Annotated in this window: 23 protein-coding genes; 10 read left to right on the top strand and 13 right to left on the bottom strand. The window is 39.8% G+C overall.

Annotated elements, in window-relative coordinates; genetic code table 11:
• Positions 1 to 130: 130 nt before the first annotated feature.
• From nqrM to ACFI34_RS10700, 11 genes are all read right to left on the bottom strand, one after another.
• On the bottom strand, positions 131 to 343 hold the full coding sequence (nqrM, locus tag ACFI34_RS10750) for a (Na+)-NQR maturation NqrM (RefSeq protein ID WP_058404997.1): 213 nt from the start codon (positions 341 to 343) through the stop codon (positions 131 to 133).
• 101 nt (positions 344 to 444) lie between these two features.
• Positions 445 to 1,473: an FAD:protein FMN transferase gene (locus ACFI34_RS10745; RefSeq protein WP_462673467.1), complete on the bottom strand. Its 1,029-nt coding sequence runs from the start codon at positions 1,471 to 1,473 to the stop codon at positions 445 to 447.
• Between the two features lie 113 nt (positions 1,474 to 1,586).
• Positions 1,587 to 2,810 carry an NADH:ubiquinone reductase (Na(+)-transporting) subunit F gene (gene nqrF, locus ACFI34_RS10740; RefSeq protein WP_010556998.1) on the bottom strand — a complete coding sequence of 408 codons (1,224 nt, stop codon included), beginning with the start codon at positions 2,808 to 2,810 and terminating at the stop codon, positions 1,587 to 1,589.
• Positions 2,811 to 2,827: 17 nt separating this feature from the next.
• Positions 2,828 to 3,436, bottom strand: a complete 609-nt coding sequence (gene nqrE / locus ACFI34_RS10735) for an NADH:ubiquinone reductase (Na(+)-transporting) subunit E (RefSeq protein WP_006791490.1) — start codon at positions 3,434 to 3,436, stop codon at positions 2,828 to 2,830.
• Between the two features lie 10 nt (positions 3,437 to 3,446).
• The gene (locus tag ACFI34_RS10730; RefSeq protein ID WP_006791491.1) at positions 3,447 to 4,079 is read right to left on the bottom strand and encodes an NADH:ubiquinone reductase (Na(+)-transporting) subunit D; all 633 of its coding nucleotides are present in this window, start codon (positions 4,077 to 4,079) and stop codon (positions 3,447 to 3,449) included.
• The gene (locus tag ACFI34_RS10725; RefSeq protein WP_010556997.1) at positions 4,079 to 4,828 is read right to left on the bottom strand and encodes a Na(+)-translocating NADH-quinone reductase subunit C; all 750 of its coding nucleotides are present in this window, start codon (positions 4,826 to 4,828) and stop codon (positions 4,079 to 4,081) included. Before ACFI34_RS10725 ends, ACFI34_RS10730 begins: the two co-directional genes overlap by 1 nt.
• Positions 4,821 to 6,035: an NADH:ubiquinone reductase (Na(+)-transporting) subunit B gene (locus ACFI34_RS10720; RefSeq protein WP_006791493.1), complete on the bottom strand. Its 1,215-nt coding sequence runs from the start codon at positions 6,033 to 6,035 to the stop codon at positions 4,821 to 4,823. Before ACFI34_RS10720 ends, ACFI34_RS10725 begins: the two co-directional genes overlap by 8 nt.
• Position 6,036: 1 nt before the next feature.
• The gene (locus ACFI34_RS10715; RefSeq protein WP_462673466.1) at positions 6,037 to 7,380 is read right to left on the bottom strand and encodes a Na(+)-translocating NADH-quinone reductase subunit A; all 1,344 of its coding nucleotides are present in this window, start codon (positions 7,378 to 7,380) and stop codon (positions 6,037 to 6,039) included.
• A gap of 510 nt (positions 7,381 to 7,890) precedes the next feature.
• Entirely contained in the window at positions 7,891 to 9,084 is a 1,194-nt protein-coding gene (gene fabV, locus ACFI34_RS10710; protein WP_462673465.1) for an enoyl-ACP reductase FabV, read from the bottom strand.
• Positions 9,085 to 9,196: 112 nt separating this feature from the next.
• Entirely contained in the window at positions 9,197 to 9,508 is a 312-nt protein-coding gene (locus ACFI34_RS10705; RefSeq protein ID WP_462673464.1) for a BolA family protein, read from the bottom strand.
• 78 nt (positions 9,509 to 9,586) lie between these two features.
• Positions 9,587 to 10,180 carry an alpha-ketoglutarate-dependent dioxygenase AlkB family protein gene (locus ACFI34_RS10700; protein WP_462673463.1) on the bottom strand — a complete coding sequence of 198 codons (594 nt, stop codon included), beginning with the start codon at positions 10,178 to 10,180 and terminating at the stop codon, positions 9,587 to 9,589.
• Positions 10,181 to 10,222: 42 nt separating this feature from the next.
• Here ACFI34_RS10700 and ACFI34_RS10695 point away from each other — a divergent pair, with 42 nt between their 5' ends.
• Genes ACFI34_RS10695 through ACFI34_RS10680 form a run of 4 tightly spaced genes read left to right on the top strand, consistent with a single transcriptional unit; the run spans position 10,223 to position 13,977 of the window.
• Complete coding sequence (locus ACFI34_RS10695; RefSeq protein ID WP_462673462.1) at positions 10,223 to 11,365, top strand: methyltransferase; 1,143 nt, start codon at positions 10,223 to 10,225, stop codon at positions 11,363 to 11,365.
• A gap of 2 nt (positions 11,366 to 11,367) precedes the next feature.
• Positions 11,368 to 11,928 (top strand): YajG family lipoprotein, encoded by a 561-nt coding sequence (locus ACFI34_RS10690; RefSeq protein ID WP_462673461.1) that lies wholly within the window; start codon positions 11,368 to 11,370, stop codon positions 11,926 to 11,928.
• Positions 11,929 to 11,930: 2 nt separating this feature from the next.
• Positions 11,931 to 12,551: a peptidylprolyl isomerase gene (locus tag ACFI34_RS10685; protein WP_462673460.1), complete on the top strand. Its 621-nt coding sequence runs from the start codon at positions 11,931 to 11,933 to the stop codon at positions 12,549 to 12,551.
• Positions 12,552 to 12,597: 46 nt separating this feature from the next.
• Positions 12,598 to 13,977: an AmpG family muropeptide MFS transporter gene (locus ACFI34_RS10680; protein WP_462673459.1), complete on the top strand. Its 1,380-nt coding sequence runs from the start codon at positions 12,598 to 12,600 to the stop codon at positions 13,975 to 13,977.
• 74 nt (positions 13,978 to 14,051) lie between these two features.
• Here the strand turns inward: ACFI34_RS10680 and ACFI34_RS10675 are convergent, their stop codons facing one another.
• Positions 14,052 to 14,291, bottom strand: a complete 240-nt coding sequence (locus ACFI34_RS10675; RefSeq protein ID WP_006791502.1) for a helix-turn-helix domain-containing protein — start codon at positions 14,289 to 14,291, stop codon at positions 14,052 to 14,054.
• Positions 14,292 to 14,740: 449 nt separating this feature from the next.
• Between ACFI34_RS10675 and ACFI34_RS10670 the strand changes: the two genes are divergently transcribed.
• On the top strand, positions 14,741 to 14,929 hold the full coding sequence (locus ACFI34_RS10670; RefSeq protein WP_462673458.1) for a hypothetical protein: 189 nt from the start codon (positions 14,741 to 14,743) through the stop codon (positions 14,927 to 14,929).
• A gap of 46 nt (positions 14,930 to 14,975) precedes the next feature.
• Here ACFI34_RS10670 and erpA read toward each other — a convergent pair whose 3' ends face one another.
• A complete protein-coding gene (gene erpA, locus ACFI34_RS10665) occupies positions 14,976 to 15,314 on the bottom strand; it encodes an iron-sulfur cluster insertion protein ErpA (RefSeq protein WP_006791504.1) in 339 nt (112 codons plus the stop codon).
• Positions 15,315 to 15,636: 322 nt separating this feature from the next.
• Here erpA and ACFI34_RS10660 point away from each other — a divergent pair, with 322 nt between their 5' ends.
• The 5 genes from ACFI34_RS10660 to ACFI34_RS10640 all read left to right on the top strand — a co-directional run bounded on the left by ACFI34_RS10660 (position 15,637) and on the right by ACFI34_RS10640 (position 22,237).
• Positions 15,637 to 17,319 (top strand): chloride channel protein, encoded by a 1,683-nt coding sequence (locus ACFI34_RS10660; RefSeq protein ID WP_462673457.1) that lies wholly within the window; start codon positions 15,637 to 15,639, stop codon positions 17,317 to 17,319.
• Between the two features lie 15 nt (positions 17,320 to 17,334).
• On the top strand, positions 17,335 to 17,769 hold the full coding sequence (locus tag ACFI34_RS10655; RefSeq protein ID WP_006791506.1) for a CopD family protein: 435 nt from the start codon (positions 17,335 to 17,337) through the stop codon (positions 17,767 to 17,769).
• A 116-nt stretch (positions 17,770 to 17,885) separates the two neighbouring features.
• Positions 17,886 to 18,902, top strand: coding sequence for an aspartate carbamoyltransferase (locus ACFI34_RS10650; protein ID WP_006791507.1), 1,017 nt, complete (start codon positions 17,886 to 17,888; stop codon positions 18,900 to 18,902).
• A gap of 33 nt (positions 18,903 to 18,935) precedes the next feature.
• Positions 18,936 to 20,216, top strand: a complete 1,281-nt coding sequence (hemL, locus tag ACFI34_RS10645) for a glutamate-1-semialdehyde 2,1-aminomutase (RefSeq protein ID WP_006791508.1) — start codon at positions 18,936 to 18,938, stop codon at positions 20,214 to 20,216.
• Between the two features lie 179 nt (positions 20,217 to 20,395).
• The gene (locus ACFI34_RS10640) at positions 20,396 to 22,237 is read left to right on the top strand and encodes a methyl-accepting chemotaxis protein (protein ID WP_462673456.1); all 1,842 of its coding nucleotides are present in this window, start codon (positions 20,396 to 20,398) and stop codon (positions 22,235 to 22,237) included.
• Positions 22,238 to 22,289 lie beyond the last annotated feature (52 nt).

Here is a 22,289-nt window from a genome sequence, read left to right as displayed (position 1 = left end):
GTAATTTATACATAAGCTAGTCTATTTCTTATTAAATAAAATGAACTTTTTAAATTGAACTTGTATTAGCCCTCTAAAAAACAGGCACAAAAAAAGCGCTATAAAAGCGCTTTTTGTTCTAAAAAAATATTTAAATTATTTGGTTTTCTTTCCAAGCTTGTTCTTTGGCTAGGCGTTTTTTACGCTTGTCACAAGGATCATCGCAATCACAGGCTTTGTCTATACCCACCGAACCTAATCCACCACAGCTACTCGCCATTGATTTTTTTTGCACGATCATACCTACAGCCATTGCTGTAACAATTAAAATTAGTAAGCCAAAAGTAAGAAAAAAAAGTGACATTGCTTAGCCCCTATTGATCAGCAATAAATTAAGCCCAAACTATTTTTGAGCAGTAGATATTATATACCCAACCTCTATGGAAATAAACCAGCTTTAAACACTTACAAGTAGGGCTCAAATGCAGGGCTTGAATACGTGACTAAGCCATCAGGCGATTTAGCAATTAAATACACTGCTAAGTTATTAGCTTGTGCATAAGCTTGTGCTTTTTCCATCCCCATAACGGTTAAAGCAGTTGCTAAGCCATCTGCGGTCATTGCACTTGGGTGTAATACTGTTACAGAAACTAGGTCGTGCTTAATTGGCATTCCTGTTACAGGGTCAATCAAATGGGTGTATGTTTCACCATCCATTATATAAAAGATGCGGTAATCCCCAGATGTAGCAATTCCCATTGTGCCGGGTAGTAAAATGCGGTGTACTTCACGCATACCAGGCTCTGCGTCTGGTTGTTCTATTGCAATTACCCAGCCTTGTCCATTTGGCTTTTCGCCAGACATACGCAGCTCACCGCCAATCTCAACCATGTAATTAGTAATGCTGTGGCTTTCTAGTAATTGCGCCACTTTGTCTATGCCGTACCCTTTAGCAGTTGCAGAAAATGATAGTTCTAGTCCATCAACTGTTTTTGCTAAACCTTGTTCATTTAATACAAGCTTATCTACACCAATATTTGCAACCATTGCCTGAAGCTCATCATCAGTTGGCCGTTTGGTCGGCTTTTTATCAGGGCCAAATCCCCATAAATCAATCAATGGTCCCATTGTTACATCGAGTGTATTGGTAGACTCTCCTATACGAATGGATTCGCTTATAACGGCTCTGAAGTCTTCACTTATCGGCATAAATTGATTTGCTGGCAAGCGATTAAATGTATTTATCTCCGAGTCTTTAATGTATGTAGACATAGACTGGTTTACGTCGACTAATACAGCATCTATTTGTTCTTGTATTTGAAGAGCAGACATTGCCCCTTGCTCGTCATAATATTTAATATGATAGGTAGTCCCCATGGTTTTACCTTCTAAATAGGTTTCCTTTGGGACCGATTCTGCGCATCCAGATAACAGTAAAGTCAGCGTAATAATAAATAAGGCGATTATGCCCTGGGGAGTATTTACTTTGTTCATAACAACCCTACTTAATAGGTTAAAAATTAATAAATAAGAATAAAAAAGCCTCGTAACACAGAGTGCTACGAGGCTGATATTTTAACCAAAACTAATCTGTTTTGATATGCGTGTTAGCCACCGAAATCATCTAATAAGATATTTTCGTCTTCAACACCTAAGTCTTTAAGCATATTGATAACTGCCGCGTTCATCATTGGAGGACCACACATGTAGAACTCACAATCTTCCGGCGCTTCGTGGTCTTTAAGGTAGTTCTCAAATAACACGTTATGGATAAAGCCAGTATAGCCTTCCCAGTTATCTTCAGGTTGTGGATCTGAAAGCGCTGTATGCCAAACGAAGTTATCGTTTTCAGCAGCTAGGCCGTCAAAATCTTCAACGTAGAACATTTCACGCTTAGAACGCGCACCATACCAAAAACTCATTTTACGCTTAGAGTTTAAACGTTTAAGTTGGTCAAAGATATGTGAACGCATTGGTGCCATACCTGCACCACCACCTACAAATACCATTTCAGCGTCAGTTTCTTTAGCGAAGAACTCACCAAATGGACCTGAAATAGTAACCTTGTCACCTTCTTTAAGTGACCAAATGTACGATGACATTTTACCACAAGGTAGGCTTAGGTTTCTTGGCGGCGGCGTAGCGATACGCACGTTAAGCATGATGATGCCTTCTTCTTCTGGGTAGTTAGCCATTGAGTAAGCACGAATTGTTTCTTCGTCTACTTTTGACTCCAGGTCAAAGAAACCAAAATGATTCCAGTCGCCACGATACTCTTCAGGAACATCGAAATCGGCGTATTTAACATGGTGAGCTGGTGCTTCTATTTGGATGTAACCACCCGCACGGAAAGGCACTGATTCGCCATCTGGAATTTGTAGCTTAAGTTCTTTAATGAAAGTTGCTTTGTTATCGTTAGAGATAACTTCACAGTCCCATTTTTTAACACCGAAAATTGACTCTTCAAGTTCAATTTCCATGTCATTTTTAACATTTACCTGACACGCTAAACGACAACCTTCGCGGGCTTCACCTTTAGAGATGTGATCAAGTTCAGTCGGTAGAATATCGCCGCCACCTTCTTTAATGTGAACGCGACACTGACCACAAGAGCCACCGCCACCACATGCAGAAGATACAAAAATACCCGACTCAGATAGTGCACCTAATAGCTTACTACCTGCTGATGTTTTAATGGCTTTGTCTGCATCGCCATTAATACCGATGATGATATCACCGCTTGCAACTAGTTTAGACTTAGCACCAATGATGATTAAAACTAGTATTACAACGATAGCGATAAAAACACCAACGCCTAAGAAAATATCCATGATTGACCTCGCTATTATTACAGTGAAATACCAGAGAATGACATAAAGCCAAGACCCATCAAGCCAACAGTGATAAAGGTAATACCTAAACCACGTAAACCATCTGGTACGTCTGAATACTTCATTTTCTCACGGATACCTGCAAGTAATGTAATTGCAAGCGCCCAGCCCACACCAGCGCCAATACCATATACAACAGACTCGCCGAAGTTATAGTTACGCTCAACCATGAAGGCTACCGCACCAAAGATTGCACAGTTAACTGTGATCAATGGTAAGAAAATACCTAATGCGTTGTATAATGGTGGAAAGAACTTATCTAATGCCATTTCAAGAATTTGCACTAGTGCTGCAATAACACCAATGAAAGTTAAGAAACGTAAGAAGCTAAGATCAGCTTCTGGGTAACCAAGCCACTCAAGTGAACCTGGTGCTAATACCGCGTGGTAAACCAAGTTGTTAACTGGTACAGAAATACCAAGTACAACAATAACCGCTACGCCTAGGCCAATTGATGTAGTTACTTTTTTAGACACGGCTAAAAATGTACACATACCTAGGAAGAACGCTAAAGCTAAGTTTTCAATAAAAACGGCTTTTACAAATAAACTAATATAATGTTCCACTTATCGCCCCTTACGCTTTAGCTTCTACTTGGTCTTTCTTATAAGTACGAAGTACCCAAATGAATAAACCAATAATGAAGAATGCACTCGGTGGTAAGATCAATAGACCCATAGGTTGGTACCAACCACCATTTTGTACTAATGGAATAATATCAACACCGAATAGTGAACCCTTACCGAATAGCTCACGAATGAAACCAACAGTAAGAAGTACTACAGAGTAACCTAAGCCGTTACCAATACCATCAAGGAAAGACATTAATGGTGGTGACTTCATCGCGTATGCTTCAGCACGACCCATTACGATACAGTTAGTGATAATCAGACCAACGAATACAGAAAGCTCTTTTGCCGTAGCATAAGAGAAAGCCTGCAGTACTTGGTCAACTACGATTACTAATGACGCAATAATCGTCATTTGTACGATAATACGTACTGACGATGGGATGTGATTACGAATAGTCGAGATAAAAAGGCTTGAAAACGCGGTTACCAATGTCAATGCGATTGACATAATTAATGCGTTTTTTAAGCTAGACGTTACAGCCAACGCAGAACAAATACCGAGTACTTGAAGTGCAATTGGGTTGTTAGCGAAAACTGGCCCAAACAGGACCGCCTTCATTTCTTTAGTATCAGCCATTATTTCAATGCTCCATTACGTACTTTAGCAAGGAAAGGGCCAAAGCCGTTTTCGCCAGTCCAAAAATCAACCGCGTGATCAACACCGTTAGATGTTAATGTAGCACCTGAAAGACCATCGATTTTATGCTCATCACCGCCCGCAGTTCCTTTAACGATCTGGATTGGTAATTCTTTACCTTCCCACGTTGCAGTCCACTGTGGGTTTTGAATTTCACCACCTAGACCAGGTGTTTCGTTGTGCTTATAAAAGATGATGTCTTTAATTGTTTCGCCATCGCTTTCAAGCGAGATAAAACCGTACATCAAACCCCATAAACCATAACCCTGGATAGGAAGAATAATTGCATCTGTAGAGCCATCGTCTTTTTTAGAGATGTAAACAGGCGCACGCTTAGTAATACGTTGTATACCAGCGATGTCCTTAATTCCATTCTCTTTTAAAGATTTGCTCAGCTCTGCATCATATTTGCTTTTTTCAAAGTCAAAGTCTTCTACAGGGTCTGCAAAATCACCGCTTTGCATATCAATAAAGCGAGTTTCGATTTTAGCTTCAAACGTTTCAGCAACGTTATCAACTTTGCTAATACCCGCGGCTGCTAAAATATTGCTTTGAATATCTTTTGCTTTGTTTGCTTTTTGCAAAGGGCGAAGTTGCACTGACGTTAGCGATACAATTACTGCACACACCAAACATAATGAGACAACAACAGCTAGCGTTTTGCCAATTGATTCGTTATTACTAGACATTACGTGCCAACCTCCGCTTGATATTAGCTTGCACTACAAAGTGATCGAATAATGGTGCAAACAAGTTAGCAAACAAGATTGCCAGCATGATGCCTTCAGGGTATGCAGGGTTAACAACACGGATCATGATAACCATAAAGCCAATGAGCGCACCGTATGCTAATTTACCTTTATCAGTAAATGCAGCAGATACAGGGTCAGTTGCCATAAAGAACATACCAAATGCAAAGCCACCTAGTACCATGTGCCAGTACCAAGGCATAGCAAACATTGCATTAGTTTCTGAGCCAATTGTGTTTAGTATTGATGAAGTGATCACCATACCTAGGAATACACCTAGCACAATACGCCACGAAGCAATGCGAACGTAAATTAAGAATAAACCACCAATAAGTACAGCAAGCGTTGACGTTTCACCCATAGAACCTTGGATAAAGCCGTAGAACGCATTCCACCACATTTGCATGTTAGCGTAACCTAAGTCACCACCTAACGTACCTGCAAATGCTTGACCTAGCATAGTTGCACCAGAGAACGAGTCTACGGCAGTCCATACTGTGTCACCTGAAATTTGCGCTGGGTATGCGAAGAATAAGAACGCACGACCTGCAAGAGCAGGGTTTAAGAAGTTACGACCAGTACCACCAAATATTTCTTTCGCGATTACAACACCGAAAGTAATACCTAGTGCAACTTGCCATAAAGGAATTGTAGCAGGCAAAATTAGTGCAAATAGCACTGATGTTACGAAGAAACCTTCATTTACTTCATGCTTACGCACAGAAGCAAACAACACTTCCCAAAAACCACCAACAACAAATGTTGTTGCATAAATAGGTAGGAAGAAACACGCTCCGTAGAACATTTTTGCGCCCCAACCTGCATCGGCAGTCAAATCACCACCTAGTAGCTGGAACAAACCTACTTGCCAAATGTTAGCTAGCTCAAAACCATTACCAAGCGCCATAGCTGCTTGATGACCGATGTTGAACATACCAAAAAACATGGCAGGGAACGTCGCCATCCACACTAAAATCATCATACGTTTTAGGTCGATGTTATCGCGAACGTGAGTTGAACCTTTATTTACATAACCTGGTGTGTAAAAAATAGTCGCGGCTGCTTCATACAGTGCGTACCATTTTTCGTGTTTTCCACCTGGTTCAAAATGCGGTTCGATATCTTCTAAGAAAGTTTTTAAACCCATTTTAGCCTTCCTTCTCGATCGTAGTTAAGCAATCGCGTAGGGCTGCGCCGTACTCGTATTTGCCAGGACAAACGAAGGTGCATAACGCTAAATCTTCTTCATCTAATTCAAGCGCACCTAATGAAATTGCACTGTCTAAATCACGAGACAATAAGTCACGTAGTAATAGCGTTGGCAAAATATCAAGTGGCATAACACGCTCGTAGCTTCCAAGTGGAACCATGGCACGTTTTGAACCACCCGTAGACGTTGTCATTTTGAATAAACGACTCGGCGTAAGGTGAGACAAGAATGTACGCGTTACAGAGAATTTATCTCTACCTGGTGCAATCCAGCCAAACAATTCCTTTTCGCGACCTTCAAGTAAAACAGATACTTGAACATGGTAACGACCTAAGAATGCATGAACACCAGACGACGTAGCACCTGCAAGTACAGAACCAGAAATAACACGGTTATCACCGTCTTCTAATTCCCCTGCAACTAAGTCATCTAATGAAGCACCTAGCTGTGTTTTCACTAAACGTGGATTTTTAACGCGAGGACCTGCAAGAGAAACAACACGATCTGTGTAGATTTCACCAGTAAGGAATAAGTGACCATACGCAATAACGTCTTGGTAACCGATATGCCAAACTTGCTTGCTAGCAGATACAGGGTCAAGGTTGTGAATATGAGTGCCTACAAGGCCAGCCGGATGCACACCACCAAACTCATGCACTTCTACTTGAGCTATAGATGAGCTAGGGATTTGGCTGCCAGCTTGCTTACAAACAAATACTTTTCCATCGGTCAAACGCGATACAACAGCTAAGCCTGCTTCAAACGCTTGCGCATTTTCAGCAATAATCACTGCAGGATCTGCAGCAAGAGGGTTAGTGTCTATAGCGGTAACAAATATAGAGCTAGGGTTTGCATCCAAAGCCGCTACTTTGCTGAATGGGCGAGCACGTAGTGCTGTCCATTGACCTGACTGAATAAGTACTTCTTTAGCTTTTTCACGATCTAAGCTTGTAAGCTCAGATTCAGAGAAAGAGTCAAAGGTGATTTGCTCACTGCCGTTTACTTCAATAACAACAGATTGCAGCACACGTTTAGCACCACGATTTATTTCTTTTACAACACCAGAAGCTGGTGCGGTAAACAGGACGCCTGGGTTCTTTTTGTCTTCAAAAAGTACCTGGCCTTTTTTAACTTGGTCATCCATACGAATATGCATGGTTGGACGCATACCTATAAATTCTTCACCTAGCACGGCTACTCTTTTGACGGGTGAACCGTCGTGAATAACTTGCTGAGGTGCGCCATCTAATGGTAAATCCAGACCTTTTTTTATGTTGATCATACGCACTTGCACTACATTAACGGAAAGAAACTGAAAAATCGTACCAACCACGTCGCCATTTAAGCTACCCCAAGTTATTTCAATGTATAAAAGAAAAACTCGCTTTGGTCATTAAACAGGCAACGCGGTAAAAACTCTTCACATATTGCCTTAATTTTAACACCATTGTGGGTGACTATGCGAGTGTATTTATGAAAATTATACGACTGAAACGCTTATTTGGTTTTGTTAGCTAGATTTAATAAAATTTAAGTTAGACCAAAGTGGTAGCTTAAGCAAAGAATGAGGTTTTTTAATTGATAAAAGTCGCATGCAGCGACTTTTAAATTAGGGCATGTTGACCTTATAGGATTGAAGCTTACTAAATCTTAAGGCGGTACCTGTTTAGCAATAATACTTATTTATGGGAAATAACCACACAACATCAGCTCTGTATTACCGAAATGCCAAACAGGTTACTTAACATTTTACCAAAAAAGACAAACAAGCCCTGACTATTCACTTAATTGATTAATCAATCATATTTGCAATTGCTTGAACTGGCTCTACATCTTGGTCGTAATCAACTGACTCAATGCCAAAACCAAATAAGCGTAAAAACTCATTGTGGTAACCAACGTAATCTGTCAGTTCATCAATCGTACTAGTATCTACTTTGTCCCATACTGCTTGGATACGTGCTTGAACATCGTCTTCAAGTTCTTTGTAGTTTTGAAATAAGTGTCCGCCATCATCAAAACGCGGCTTTTCACCGTACAGGTTTTCGGTAAATAAGCCATGAATTTGCTCAATGGTGCCTTCGTATGTTCCGTCCGCCTTCATTACCTTGAATAAAGCTGAAATATACAATGGCATAATTGGTATGGCAGAGCTCGCTTGTGTTACAACAGCATTGAGTGATGAAACATATGCTTGACCATTTAACGCTTTAGTTGACTCTTTTATCGCAACCGTTGCACGGTCTAAGTCTTCTTTTGCTTTACCAATAGTCGCGTGCCCGTAAATTGGCCACGTTAACTCTTTACCGATATAAGTATAAGCAGTCGTTTTAAAATTATCAGCAAGTACATCGGCTTCTTTTAAAGCGTCAATCCACATTTCCCAATCTTCACCACCCATTACTTTAATGGTGTTGTCGATATCGTCTTGTGTTGCAGCCTCTAAAGTAATTTCGTCAATTTCACGCTTTGACGTATTTAGATTTTTTGTTGTAACTGCGTTGCCGATTGGCTTTAAGGTTGATGAGTAAACTTCACCCGTGTTTGGGTCAGTACGACGAGGCGACGCTAAGCTGTAAATGACCAGATCAACCTTGCCTAAATCTGCTTTAATCGTATCAATTGCTTTTTGTTTTATTTCGTTTGAAAAGGCATCACCGTTGATATTTTTAGACCACAAACCGGCTTCGTCTGCCGCATTTTGAAAAGCAGCCGTATTGTACCAACCTGCTGACCCTGTTTTACGCTCGGTACCTTCTTTTTCAAAGAAAATTCCCAATGTTTTAGCACCGCCACCAAATGCTGCCGTAATACGCGATGCCAAGCCGTAGCCTGTCGATGCACCAATAACTAACACATTTTTCGGCGAGTTTTTTAATGCGCCTTGTTGTTTTACATAGTTAATTTGTTCTTGCACATGTTCACTACAGCCTACTGGGTGAGCGTTTGTACAAATGAATCCACGAATTTTTGGCTTAATGACCATTGATGATCCTATATCTTTTACTATAAAAATTAGCGCTAGTTTAAAGGCTAATACTTAAAACACTGATCTGATCAGTTAAATACAAGGTAAATAGCTGTCAAACCTCAATTAATTAATCTAATTTAGACCCGCCTAAACAGTTTGGCGACGCTGGGGCTTCGCTATCATGTTCAGCGTATTCATCCGGAGTGTACGTATGAATAGCCAATGCATGTATATGGTTTGAAAGCTCTTCTTTTAAAATTTCATTAATTTGACGATGACGTTGCAAAAGGCGCTTACCTAAAAACTCTTCACTTACCACAATAACTTTAAAATGTGAGTCAGTGCCCTTGCTATGCATGTGACTTTCGTTAATTACATTTAAATGCTTACAAGCAATAACATTGCTGATTTTCTCTTGGATTTGTTGCTGCATTGACATATAAAACCATTATTTATAGCTAATTTATGAACTTATCATAGCAAGCTGCCCTGCCCATTGGCTAACTAAATTATGCAACTAACCTTGTTTGATATACCTAAAGGTTAAACTTATGCGTGGATGGGCTAAGGTGGTTTGCTTTAAAATAGCATGCTGGAAATCTCGCTGGCTATTGCCGCTCATGACCAAACAACTACCACTGTGTAACTTTAAATCCGTTATTTTATTATTGGCTTTGTCTTTTAGCTTTAATACACGTTCAGCCCCTAACGATATACACACAATAGTGGGTTGCTGACCCAACTCTATTTCATCATCACTATGCCACCCCATAGTGTCGTTGCCATCACGATAATAATTAACTAACAACGAATTAAACGGCTGGTTTAAATGTGCCTCTAATCGTTTTCGCATAGCCATTAATATACTTGGCCAAGGTTCAGTTATTAACTTACTGTTTGAATAACCGTATTCAATTTTATGGTCGCTAATAAAGCATTGCAGGCGTGGGATTGGTCCAGTTTTAGAGTAAACCGTGACTTCTGGCTGCTGCCACTTAAGGTTTTTTTGCAGATAATAAAATAAATCGAGGCTTTTTTGTGCGCTAAGCGCCTTTGTTTGATAAGAAAAGCCATTTGGCAACTGTTGGGGGTTGGCGTTTTGCCGTTGCATGTTAGAATTTACCTACATTAGTTTACTGATACAAAAACCACTATGACGACGCAAGCCCAGCTAGGCGATAAAACTTTTACTCTTGAACGCTTCCCTTTGGATCAAAAAAACCGCAGTTTACAAGCGTGGGATTCGGGCGATGAGTACCTTATCAATTATGTTAACGAACATCATCCTGATTGTCGCTCATTGCTTATTTTAAATGACAGCTTTGGTGCTCTTGCCTGTAGTTTTAATCAATTAACGGTTTGTTCAGTTAATGACTCGTATATTAGCCACCAAGCCGCGGCATATAATTTACAAGAGAATAAGCTGTCTACTGTGCAATTTACGCAATTGGACAGCCTCTCGGCACTTCCAGAAGACGTAGATTTAGTGTTAATCAAAATACCACGTAATGTTGGCTTTTTGCAGTTTCAATTAAGTGAGTTAAGCGAAGTTCTTGCACCAGGCACACCTGTTATTGCAGCTGGTAAAACCAAAGATATTCACAACTCAACAATTAAGGCGTTTGAACAGTTTATTGGTGAAACTAAAACAAGCTTAGCGGTGAAAAAGTCACGCCTTATTTTAAGTAGCGCAAAAGGCGGTTATAAAGCTGCTGATTACCCTGTTTCATGGCAACTTGAAGGCACCGAGTATACTATTACAAACCATGCAAATGTGTTTTCGCGTGATTCGTTAGATATTGGTGCGCGCTTCTTTTTTAACTACTTGCCGCAAACACCAAAAGCTAAAAAAATTATCGATTTAGGCTGTGGTAATGGCGTAGTTGGTGTTATGACCTTAGCGCGCTGCCCTAAAGCGTCTGTAACGTTTGTTGATGAGTCGTACATGGCAGTTGAGTCTGCACGACTTAACGTAGAGCAAAACATGACAGAACGATTTGATGATTGTGAATTTATCGAAAATGATTGCCTAACCGGCTTTGAAAAGAACAGTGTAGATATGGTGCTATGTAATCCACCATTTCACCAAGCACAAGCGGTTACTGATCACATTGCTTGGCAAATGTTTAAACAAGCAAAAGACACGTTAAAAGAAGGTGGTGAGCTGCGTATTATTGGTAATCGTCATTTAGATTATCATGACAAGTTAAACCGTATGTTTGGTAACTGTAAGCTATTAGGTTCAAACAAAAAATTTGTAGTTTTAAGTTCAACTAAAAATAGTGGGGTGTTATAACAATGACAATAATAAACCGTATATTTGGCTGCGCTGCATTTTGTATTTTAGCAGGCTGTGCAAACCAACCTAGCCAAGTCATACTTAATCCGGTTTACCAAAATGGCCAAGTGAGCACAATAAATAGTAGCCTGAGTACGAGTGTTATTGATGTACGTGGCGATACTTCTACCCTCACTCTAGTTGAGTCAGACAAAACCAAAACATTTGCAAGCCAAGGTATTACTGAGTCGATTAAAAGTGCCCTAGACAGTGCTCTTAGCCGTAATGGCGCGAGCATTTCAAATTTAGCCACCACTCGATTTGAGCTAGATATAAATGCCTTACAAGCAGTGGTTACTGAAACCTTAGTAAGCCATAAAAGTGAAGCAAAAATTGAACTGATTGTTCGCGTAATCCGTGCTACAAGTAATTTTACAAAAAAGTATAGCGGTAATGCAGCGCTAGAAGGCCCGCTTGGCCATGACAGAGCAAAAATAGAAGGTCAACTCAATAAGTTGACTGAACAAATGATAACCCGCATTGTGTCAGATCCTGAATTAATACAGTTTTTAGAAGGTTAACCATGAAACGACTTTTTATACTTTGTTTAGCTCTTTATTTTAGCGCAGGAAGTTTAGCAGCCCAAGAGGGCAGATTTATACAAAAAGACAATATGTTTCCACGTGTTGAAATAGTGACATCACTAGGCAGTATTATTGTTGAGCTAGACCGTTCTCGGGCCCCTATTACAGTCAATAACTTTTTAACTTATGTTTCAGATAAAAGTTATCAGGGTAGTATTTTTCATCGCGTGGAACGCGACGAAGAAAACGAACGCGACTTTGTTATTCAAGGTGGTGGATATGACAAAGACATGGAAGGTTTATATCAAAACGACCCTATTTTTAATGAAAGCGGGAACGGCCTGAAGAATGATATGTACAGCATTGCCATGGCATACCAAGATAGACAACCGCACTCAGGTACTCGCCAGTTTTTCTTTAACATGGATAACAATGACCATTTAAACCCAGGAAGAGACTGGGGATTTGCGGTATTTGGAACTGTAATGGAAGGATACGAAACCCTAGATAAAATTATGGCTGTTAAAACAGTTTATAATGAAAAAATTGGTTATGACTTTGTGCCAGAAACACCGGTGGTTATTTTAAATATTAAAATGATTGAACCAACACCATTATAATTAATGAGGTGCAGTAAAGCTGCGCCCACTCGCCAATGAAGGCCCTATGAGCAATACTCTCTCTTTCAGCGAATACTTTTCGTATTTTAAAGATAAACGTTTAATTAATGTGTTTATTTTTGGTATTAGCAGTGGTTTTCCTTGGGTATTAATTGGCTCTGTAATGTCGGCATGGCTAAAAGATGAAGGCCTGAGCCGAAGCATGATAGGCTTATTTGGTATTGTATTTGGTGCCTACAGCATCAACTTTCTATGGTCGCCCTTAATCGATCGTACAAAACTGCCTATTTTATATAAGTGGCTAGGCCAACGCCGTAGCTGGATATTATTTTGCCAAAGCTTCATGTTTTTAGGCACATTATTTCTTGCTGGTCTTGATCTCAAAGCTAACTTGGCGATTGCTGCAGCACTGTGTTTATTAATTGCAATTGCATCTGCTACACAAGACATTGCGATAGACGCATTTAGAATAGATACCCTAAGCGAAAGTGAATCACACAAAGCAACGGCTGCCGCAGCCATGGCCACCTCAGGATGGTGGACAGGCTACGCGTTATTGGGTGCGATTCCATTTTATATGGCAGATATTCCTTCACTTGGTTGGCCACAAGTTTACTACTTTTTAGCTGCTGTGATATTGCTATTAATGGGAGGAGTGCTATTTGCTAAAGAGCCCGCCTCTAATAGAGAAGCCGTTCACGAAGAACTAGAACGTGTTTACATTGAAAAGCTTGCTACTATTAATCAAACACCTCTCAATAAAGTCGTTGCCTGGTTGGTTGTTACAGTTATTGACCCTTTTAGAACATTTTTTGCAAAAAACGGGGTTAAAACTGCACTCGCATTACTTGCTTTTATTTTCTTATTTAAAATTGGCGAAGCGTTTTTAGGACGAATGTCGATTGTTTTTTATAAAGAAATAGGTTTTAGCAATAGCGATATAGCTACTTTTTCAAAAGTTGGCACCGCAGTGCTTACCATTGCTTTTACCTTTGTAGGCAGCTTATTTAATCAAAAGTATGGCATTGTGAAGGGGTTATTTGTTAGTGGTTTAGCCATGGCTGCATCTAACTTAGCATTTTCTGCTATTGCGTTAGTGGGCCCTAACTTAGGTTTATATGCTTTTGCTATAGTAATTGATGGCTTTACACAAGCATGGTCTCTCGTTGCTATGGTCGCGTTTATATCTATGCTATGTGACAGAGCATTTAGTGCAACACATTATGCGTTGTTGGCGTCGCTGGGGAATTTAGGAAGAACATTACTTTCGAGTTACAGTGGGGTTGTAATTGATGATTGGCTAATGGGAAATTGGTCGTTATTTTTTGTATTAACTGCTTTAATGGTGCTCCCCTCTTTACTATTTTTGTATGCAATAAGACACAAATTGTATGAGCTTGAGAAAAACTACCATAGTAATTATTAGGCTTAATGCATCCATGCATTAATATTTTGCTTAGCACATTTAATATGCCCCTAAATGAACTAAGCAATACACTATTAATCTACTTTAAGCAGGCTTAGTGCTTCATGTGGGTCAACTTCAAGCGCAGTACAATAACGAACAAACTCAACCACATCTAAACGGCGTTCTTGATTTTCAATTTTGCCGATAAACGAGTGAGGCGTTCCAAGCACCTGTGCAAGGCTTCTCATTGTGTGGCCTTTTTCATGACGTTTACTTTTAAGCCATGTTGTTAACTTAGCGTTCTCTTCTGAAGAAACGGTTTTCCCCATCATTTTACATCTCCTACTAGACGATTAGACAACCCCACAAAAGCGGCAGTCGTGATCATAGCTGTAGGCAAGTAAGCAGTAACTTATGTTTTAAATAGCAATCTATCGCTTCTTAAAGCACTGGTTGCTACTCACTCCCACCCACATAGCTAAAAACGGCGCTTAAAATGTGGTAAAAGGTTTTTGTTATTAGAATGAAATTTTGCCCGTCTCATTCTTGGATACATTATATACTATTAACACTTTGGTTGAATAGTTAATTGTCTTTTCAACTCAAAATCAACCTAGGCAAACATTTACAAACACTGAATATTTCAGCTAAGTTATCAAAATCATTAAAAATAAATTTATTATGTTTGAAATATTAGCACGTAATTTTTATAACAAATTTATTTCATATTAACGTTTTGTGTTTAATATTAGACAATGATCAACGCAGAAAAGGTTACACAATGTTCAGGCTTCTTTTTTTATTACCGATTATTTTATGCGCAGGGTGGTACTTTTTCTTGCGTCACAATGGGATTCCTATTAAGCAAGGTAAGAAAGGCTTTCTATATATTTTAGCGCTGTCGGCATTTGTATTAGGTTTTTTTGTGCTCATAATGCAAATAACAGAGTACGCTCCCACTAATTTATAGGCATTAAAAAAGCCGCTAATGCGGCTTTTTATAAATTGATATCTATTTACACACTGAAGCTTGCGCCACACCCACACGTCGTGGTTGCGTTCGGGTTAGATACAAAAAAGCGCGCGCCTTCTAAGCCTTCAGTATAGTCAACTACACCATCAACTAAATATTGAATGCTCATAGGATCAACCACTAAAGTTACGCCGTTTTTAACAATTTCTAAATCACCTGGATTTGCTTTTTCATCAAAAGTAAAACCGTACTGAAAGCCAGAACACCCACCACCGGTTACGTAAACACGCAGTTTTAGTTCTGGGTTTTCTTCTTCGTCGATTAATTGTTTAACACGAACAGCAGCGGCATCGCTAAACTGAATTGGTAATTCTTCTGACATTTTAAAACCCTCAATATCGTAATGGTGTGATTATCCAATACCCGAGTGTTTTAATCAAGTATAGTCAATTAACGCTTTACTCTAAGTTATATCCATAAATACATTAAAAAATATATGAATATCAGTTATGTGAACTAAAAAATACAGCACTTTAATATGCAACTAGTTGCATATTAAATGAGTAATTATTTTAACTAAAAAGTCTTAGTTTTACTATTTGCCCTAAATAGTTAATTTAAGTTAATAATTTTATAAAATCACAAGGACTTAGTGGTTGGCTTTTGCTAAAATACAACTGAAAAATGCACTGGGGAAATAATGCATGTGGCTGGAGCAGCTCAGGCGTCGACTCGCACAACCTAAAACATCTATACAATTATGCCTATTAGGCGTAGTTGCTGGGTTAATTGCTGCATTTTTTATTATTTTATTCCGCTTAACAATTCTTTTTTTTCAAAGCTTATTTTTAGAAACACCAGACGACTTCACAACCTTACCAACTCTTGAACGTGTTTTAATGCCTTTAATTGCCGCATTTTTAATTGCGTCATTTGCAGCTTTTACTGGTTTCAAGCATTACCGGTTAGGTATCCCATTCGTAATTCATCGCATTAAACGTCACTACGGGCAAATGCCTTTATACAATACACTCAACCAATTTGTTGGGGGGGCTCTGGCATTAATCAGTGGCTTTTCAGTTGGACGTGAAGGTCCATCTGTTCATATGGGAGCGACTGGAGCCAGTATTTTAGCCGATAAACTACACCTACCTCACAATTCCATGCGTACATTAAGTGGTTGCGGTGTTGCTGCGGGTATTGCAGCATCCTTTAATACCCCTCTTGCCGCCGTTATTTTTGTTATGGAAGTGGTGTTAAGAGAATACAAAGTTCATATTTTTGTGCCTATTATGCTTGCTGCAGTAACAGGCGCGCTTGCTACTCAGTTCGTCTTTGGAGAAGGGTCAGAGCTTGCACTCATAACAATTGCTCCTTTGAGTGGCTGGCACTATCCATATTTAATTTTATGCGGTATGGCGCTGGGCGCTATTGCATACAGCTTTAATCAAAACTTAATGTTAATTATTAAAACATTTAAACCTTTAAGTATGTTTCCTCGTTTACTCATTGCAGGTTGTATCGCAAGTTTAATTGCTTATGCCGTTCCACAAGCAATGGGATCTGGCATGAGCGCGATAGCTATTGCGGTGGAGTCGCCAGATAATGTGCAATTACTCACCACTATTTTAATTGCTAAATTACTAGCAACTTTATTTGCTATAGGTTTGGGTATACCGGGAGGGTTAATTGGTCCTGTTATTGGGTTAGGCGTTTTAGTTGGAACGATGATGGCGTTTTTTGCCCAGTTTATTAGCCCCGGTACTGATATAGCTGGCACCTACGGTGTATTGGGCATGGCGGGGTTAATGGCCGCTACATTACATGCACCACTTGCCGCGTTAACGACAGTGATGGAGCTTACATCGTCGCCAGAAATAATTGTCCCAGCCATGCTTGTTATAACAACGGCTTATGTAACCGCATTACAAGTATTTGGTAATCGCTCTATATTTTTGCAACAACTAGATTTTCAGGGCCTTCCCTATCATGTTTCCCCTGCCACAGAGGCACTACAAAAGGTGGGGATAATGGATGATATGGATGAAAACTTTAAATTGCTTTTTTCAAACGACAAAGAGCAAATAAAAAATACACTCGATGCCATGGACAGCCAAACGCCATTGATTGTGTTTGACGAAGAAAACGGGTATCGACTTGCAGAATACGATTTAAGCTTAATGTCTGATCAAGCAATCAACCTGAACTATGTAAACTTACAAGGTATTAGCAGTCAAGCAACGTTAGCTGATGCCTTTGATATACTAAAAGATAAGCGCAGTGGCGCTTTATATGTATACAACCTGTTAGATAATCAACAAATAATGGGGCTGTTACGTTGGGATCAAATTCATCATATTTTAACCATTCGTAACAGCTTACTATAAATAATAAGGGTTATTATGAGCGCATTACTGATTTATAAAACGCTGCATATATTTTTTATGATTGCATGGTTTGCAGGCATTTTTTACTTACCACGGTTATTTGTTTACCACGCAATGAGCCAAGAGCGTGCATGTAACTCTATGCTAAAAGTAATGGAACGCAGGCTCCTTTATTTTGTAACGCCATTTGCTATTTTAACGGCTGTTTTTGGTGTACTAACGATTGTGGAATATGGCCGTGAATGGTTTAAATACAGTATGTGGCTGCACTATAAACTAGTGCTAGTTATAATTTTATATTTATACCATGCGTACTGCTTTAAATTACTAGCCGACTTTAAACACGACAGAAATACTAAAACAGATCGTTTTTACCGAATTTTTAATGAATTACCTGTTATTGCATTACTTATTATAGTTGCACTGGCAGTAATTAAACCGAGCCTTTAAGCTATTTGGTATAAAAAATACCGCATTAATTACACACGACTTAAAATCTAATATGCGCGATTGCGTGCCCCATATTATGGATTATCGCGCCCTTTTGAAAAACTAGGAATAACCCCATGTTAAGTTTCCAAGGTGAACATATTCTGTCTGTTAATCAGTTAGACAGAGACTGCATTGAACGTATTTTTGCAGTAGCAAAAAAGATGGAGCCTTATGCTAAAAAGCAAAAGCAAACAACGGTGCTTGAGGGCGCCATTTTAGCTAATTTGTTTTTTGAACCCAGCACTCGTACACGCGTTAGTTTTGGTACCGCGTTTAACCTGCTTGGTGGAGGCGTGCGTGAAACAACAGGCATGCAAAGTTCAGCTCTTGCTAAAGGTGAATCTTTATACGATACAGCCCGTGTTATTTCAGCCTATGCAGACGCGGTAGCTATGCGCCACCCAGACGCAGGCTCGGTTAGTGAATTTGCCGAAGGCTGTACCGTACCTGTAATTAATGGCGGTGACGGCCCAAATGAACACCCCACTCAAGCACTGCTAGATTTACTTACTATTGAACGTGAATTACACCGCTTTGATCAAAACATTGATGGTATGCACATCGCTTTGGTTGGCGATTTAAAATACGGTCGAACTGTTCATTCGCTATCAAAACTATTGTGTCATTACAAAAACGTTAAATTTTCAATGGTGGCACCCGATGGCTTGCAAATGCCAACCAGTATTTTAGATGCAGTAGAAAATGCTGGTCATAAAATAGAACTAGTGAACAAAATGGAAGGTAACTTAGCGGCCGATATCGTGTATCAAACACGTATTCAAGAAGAACGCTTTCCATCTCAAGAAGAAGCAAATAAATACCGTGGCGGATTTAGAATTAGCCAGTCAATTTATAACGCTCACTGTAAGCCTAATTCAGTGCTTATGCATCCGCTTCCTCGTGATAGTCGTACTGAAGCTAACGAGCTTGATAACGACTTAAACAGCAACGACAATTTAGCTATATTTCGCCAAGTACAAAACGGCGTATTAATTCGTATGGCATTGTTTGCTTTGACACTCGGCGTAGAAAACAAAGTTGAGCAATATGAAGTAGACGTGCCTTGGTTTAGCCGTAAACGCGACAGCTAACCCTTTTTTAAGTGACAATTTATAGGATTTTTCATGACAATTAGCCAAGACTTATTTGAACGCGCTCAAACCTCAATTCCTGGTGGCGTAAACTCACCAGTGCGCGCTTTTAATGGCGTAGGTGGCACACCATTATTTATCACAAAAGCAGAAGGTGCATTCACCTTTGATGCCGATGGTAATCGCTATATCGATTACGTAGGTTCGTGGGGCCCAATGATCATGGGCCACAATCACCCTGCTATAAAAAAAGCGGTTCATGAAGCAGTTGAGAACGGCCTTAGCTATGGCGCGCCAACTGAAGCTGAAATTTTAATGGCTGAGAAAGTAAAAGCGCTTGTACCATCAATTGAAAAAGTACGCATGGTTAGCTCAGGTACCGAAGCAACTATGAGCGCAATTCGCCTAGCGCGTGGTTTTACTAATCGTGACAAAATTCTTAAATTTGAAGGCTGTTACCACGGCCATGCCGACTCACTTTTAGTTAAAGCGGGCTCAGGTGCATTAACTATGGGCGTGCCTAATTCACCAGGTATTCCTGAAGACTTTGCTAAGCACACATTAACAGTATCGTTTAATAACATTGAAGAAGTGAAAGCTATTTTTGAAAAATACGCTGACGAAATTGCCTGTATTATCGTTGAACCGGTAGCGGGTAACATGAACTGTATTCCACCTGTTGAAGGCTTTTTAGAGGGCCTGCGCGCAGTATGTGATGAATACAAATCGGTGCTTATTTTTGATGAAGTAATGACCGGTTTTCGTGTAGCTCTTGGTGGTGCACAAGCGTATTACAACATAAAACCTGACCTAACATGTTTAGGTAAAGTAATAGGCGGCGGCATGCCGGTAGGCGCATTTGGCGGCAAAACTGAAATTATGGATTACATTGCTCCTGTTGGCCCAGTATATCAAGCCGGAACACTGTCTGGTAATCCAATAGCTATGGCTGCAGGTTTAAAATCATTAGAGCTATTAAGTGAGCCTGGATTACACGACAAACTAGAAGCTATTTCAAAAGCAATATGTGAAGGCTTTGAAGCAGGCGCTAAAAAAGCAGGTATCGCACTTACAACAAACTACGCGGGCGGCATGTATGGCTTTTTCTTTACTGATGCTGAAAAGGTAACCACTTACAAACAAGCGACTGAGTGTGACCTAGAGCGTTTTAAACGCTTTTTCCATCTTATGCTTGAAGAAGGCGTATACCTTGCGCCATCAGCATTTGAAGCTGGTTTTGTATGTGCTGCGCACACGGAACAGGAAGTACAAGAAACTATAGCTGCAGCAGAGCGCTGTTTCGCAAAACTTTAATCGCAAGCATTGCCTAAACGGGGTTTATATACCTACTTTTAAAACAGGCAATCAATACTAAAGATTGAAAAAGCCCTTTAAGGGCTTTTTTTATTTGTAAATATATATAATTGAATGATAATTAAGCATAACAAGGTCTACTTATTTTCACCCTACTTTATTAAATACAAGAGAGTCTTATGTCTGGATTACGGCAGTTAGCTGCGCCTGCAATGCGCTTAATGGCGAATCTAAAATACAAAACTAAAATAAGCATCACGTTTGGCATTCTCTTGATCCCACTAGCACTAAGCATGTTTTTTTTGGTGTCGTTATTGAGTAAAAGTATTGATGTGTCGAAAATGGAACAGCAAGGTTTAAAAGGCTATCGGGCAATACTTACCAATCAAATACAAGGGACAACCGATAAAAATATAGATGTGGCACGCTCGCTGGGCTTTAAAATTAAAGACAGCGAAGTAGACGATGTCCTTGAACTTATGTCTATTCAATCTAACTTAGCGCTAGATAGCGAACTTGCCAGCGCCTATTTAAATCGTGCATTGGTAACCCGTGTCCCTGCTTTTATCACTCAAATAAACCTAACTGCCGTGAGCGCAAATACAGTACTGAACAATAACCAATTTACACCAGATACCTTTATTGCACTTTCAAACCTAAGTAAATCGTTACCCCAATTTGAGCAGCAACTTTTAAAAACACTAGCTATTGCAACGTCAGCGGATAAATCGGTAAATAAAGCGCTTTCTCCCACTTTAAATGAACTACAAAAATCAGTCTCAGCATTTAAGAACGCGATAGATAAAAAGCTACTAGAACCCGACGATATAGAGTTAACTCAGCGTGAATTTTCAGCACTCACTGACGAGGTTCAAAAAAATATTAGCACTTTAATCAACATCAGTATTCCAACTCTAGAATCCTTAATTAGTAATAAAATACAAACCCAGCAGTGGACCCGAAACACCGTATTAGTTGCCTCAATAGTGAGTTTATTATTTGCACTTTATTTAATGGTTGGGTTTTATTTTGCAGTCGTTGATACCATAAGTCGCTTCACTAAAGCAGCCACTAAAGCGGCTAACGGTGACTTAAAAGCAACCCTTAACTCAATCGGGAATGACGAAATGAGCGTTATTGCTGAGCAATACAACGCTCTACTCAATGCCTTTTCACATTTACTTTCAGATGTTAAAACCAGCACAAAAGCACTCTGCGATGCCACTAAGTCTCTTTCGCATGCCAGTAGCCAAACCAGCGACGACGTAATAAAACAGCAAACGCGGATAAATGCAATTAGCCATGCATTAAGCGATATGGCGCAAACTGCACATACAATTGAAGAATCGGCTCATCAAGCAACCCTCACCGCTCAAAATGCCGCAGAGCATGTAAAAGAAGGGTCGAGCAATACCATGGAGCTTGCTCAATATATGCAAGACTTAAAAATGGAGTTTACCGAAAGCCAACAAGCACTCGACCGACTAGCCCAAGATAGCCAAGAAATAAGCAAAGTCAGTAAAGGGATCAGTGAAATTGCCGACCAAACAAACTTATTAGCGCTAAATGCAGCAATTGAAGCGGCCAGAGCCGGTGAACACGGACGAGGTTTTGCGGTAGTCGCAGATGAGGTAAGAACACTTGCGTTACGTACTCAAACACAAACACAAGAAATTCACCAAATTATCAGCTCTCTGCAAAAAGCATCTGACGATACACAAGTTAAAATGCGTTCAAGCGTTGAAAAAATGGAGTTATCTGTTGAAGCCGCAAACCAAACAAATACGGTACTGCAAAGTGCGGAAAGTAGTATGGGTGATATAAAGCATCAAGGCGAGGTAATCGCTGAACGAGTTAAGCAACAAGCCAATGCGACAACTCAGGCTCTAAATGACTCGCAAGAAGTTAATAACTTGGCTGACCATACACTCGTCTCAGCACAATCAACGCTGCAAGACGCGGAGCAGCTCTCACGCTTATCGAACGACTTAACAACGTCAATGCGCTTTTTTAAATCTTAGTTATTAATATCTATAAACAACACAGCCGCTAAATAGCGGCTGTGTTGTTTGA

The sequence above is a fragment of the Pseudoalteromonas sp. PSi26 genome (assembly GCF_054960575.1).
The sequence above is the reverse complement of the archived record's forward strand: the minus strand, read 5'-3'. Positions and strand labels throughout refer to the sequence as shown.

What these genes read in the sequence shown, in the direction of transcription:
- nqrM (WP_058404997.1), bottom strand. Translation starts at nt 343, where the DNA reads ATGTCACTTTTTTTTCTTACTTTTGGCTTACTAATTTTAATTGTTACA.
- ACFI34_RS10745 (WP_462673467.1), bottom strand. Translation starts at nt 1,473, where the DNA reads ATGAACAAAGTAAATACTCCCCAGGGCATAATCGCCTTATTTATTATT.
- nqrF (WP_010556998.1), bottom strand. Translation starts at nt 2,810, where the DNA reads ATGGATATTTTCTTAGGCGTTGGTGTTTTTATCGCTATCGTTGTAATA.
- ACFI34_RS10730 (WP_006791491.1), bottom strand. Translation starts at nt 4,079, where the DNA reads ATGGCTGATACTAAAGAAATGAAGGCGGTCCTGTTTGGGCCAGTTTTC.
- ACFI34_RS10725 (WP_010556997.1), bottom strand. Translation starts at nt 4,828, where the DNA reads ATGTCTAGTAATAACGAATCAATTGGCAAAACGCTAGCTGTTGTTGTC.
- ACFI34_RS10720 (WP_006791493.1), bottom strand. Translation starts at nt 6,035, where the DNA reads ATGGGTTTAAAAACTTTCTTAGAAGATATCGAACCGCATTTTGAACCA.
- ACFI34_RS10715 (WP_462673466.1), bottom strand. Translation starts at nt 7,380, where the DNA reads ATGATCAACATAAAAAAAGGTCTGGATTTACCATTAGATGGCGCACCT.
- fabV (WP_462673465.1), bottom strand. Translation starts at nt 9,084, where the DNA reads ATGGTCATTAAGCCAAAAATTCGTGGATTCATTTGTACAAACGCTCAC.
- ACFI34_RS10705 (WP_462673464.1), bottom strand. Translation starts at nt 9,508, where the DNA reads ATGTCAATGCAGCAACAAATCCAAGAGAAAATCAGCAATGTTATTGCT.
- ACFI34_RS10700 (WP_462673463.1), bottom strand. Translation starts at nt 10,180, where the DNA reads ATGCAACGGCAAAACGCCAACCCCCAACAGTTGCCAAATGGCTTTTCT.
- ACFI34_RS10695 (WP_462673462.1), top strand. Translation starts at nt 10,223, where the DNA reads ATGACGACGCAAGCCCAGCTAGGCGATAAAACTTTTACTCTTGAACGC.
- ACFI34_RS10690 (WP_462673461.1), top strand. Translation starts at nt 11,368, where the DNA reads ATGACAATAATAAACCGTATATTTGGCTGCGCTGCATTTTGTATTTTA.
- ACFI34_RS10685 (WP_462673460.1), top strand. Translation starts at nt 11,931, where the DNA reads ATGAAACGACTTTTTATACTTTGTTTAGCTCTTTATTTTAGCGCAGGA.
- ACFI34_RS10680 (WP_462673459.1), top strand. Translation starts at nt 12,598, where the DNA reads ATGAGCAATACTCTCTCTTTCAGCGAATACTTTTCGTATTTTAAAGAT.
- ACFI34_RS10675 (WP_006791502.1), bottom strand. Translation starts at nt 14,291, where the DNA reads ATGATGGGGAAAACCGTTTCTTCAGAAGAGAACGCTAAGTTAACAACA.
- ACFI34_RS10670 (WP_462673458.1), top strand. Translation starts at nt 14,741, where the DNA reads ATGTTCAGGCTTCTTTTTTTATTACCGATTATTTTATGCGCAGGGTGG.
- erpA (WP_006791504.1), bottom strand. Translation starts at nt 15,314, where the DNA reads ATGTCAGAAGAATTACCAATTCAGTTTAGCGATGCCGCTGCTGTTCGT.
- ACFI34_RS10660 (WP_462673457.1), top strand. Translation starts at nt 15,637, where the DNA reads ATGTGGCTGGAGCAGCTCAGGCGTCGACTCGCACAACCTAAAACATCT.
- ACFI34_RS10655 (WP_006791506.1), top strand. Translation starts at nt 17,335, where the DNA reads ATGAGCGCATTACTGATTTATAAAACGCTGCATATATTTTTTATGATT.
- ACFI34_RS10650 (WP_006791507.1), top strand. Translation starts at nt 17,886, where the DNA reads ATGTTAAGTTTCCAAGGTGAACATATTCTGTCTGTTAATCAGTTAGAC.
- hemL (WP_006791508.1), top strand. Translation starts at nt 18,936, where the DNA reads ATGACAATTAGCCAAGACTTATTTGAACGCGCTCAAACCTCAATTCCT.
- ACFI34_RS10640 (WP_462673456.1), top strand. Translation starts at nt 20,396, where the DNA reads ATGTCTGGATTACGGCAGTTAGCTGCGCCTGCAATGCGCTTAATGGCG.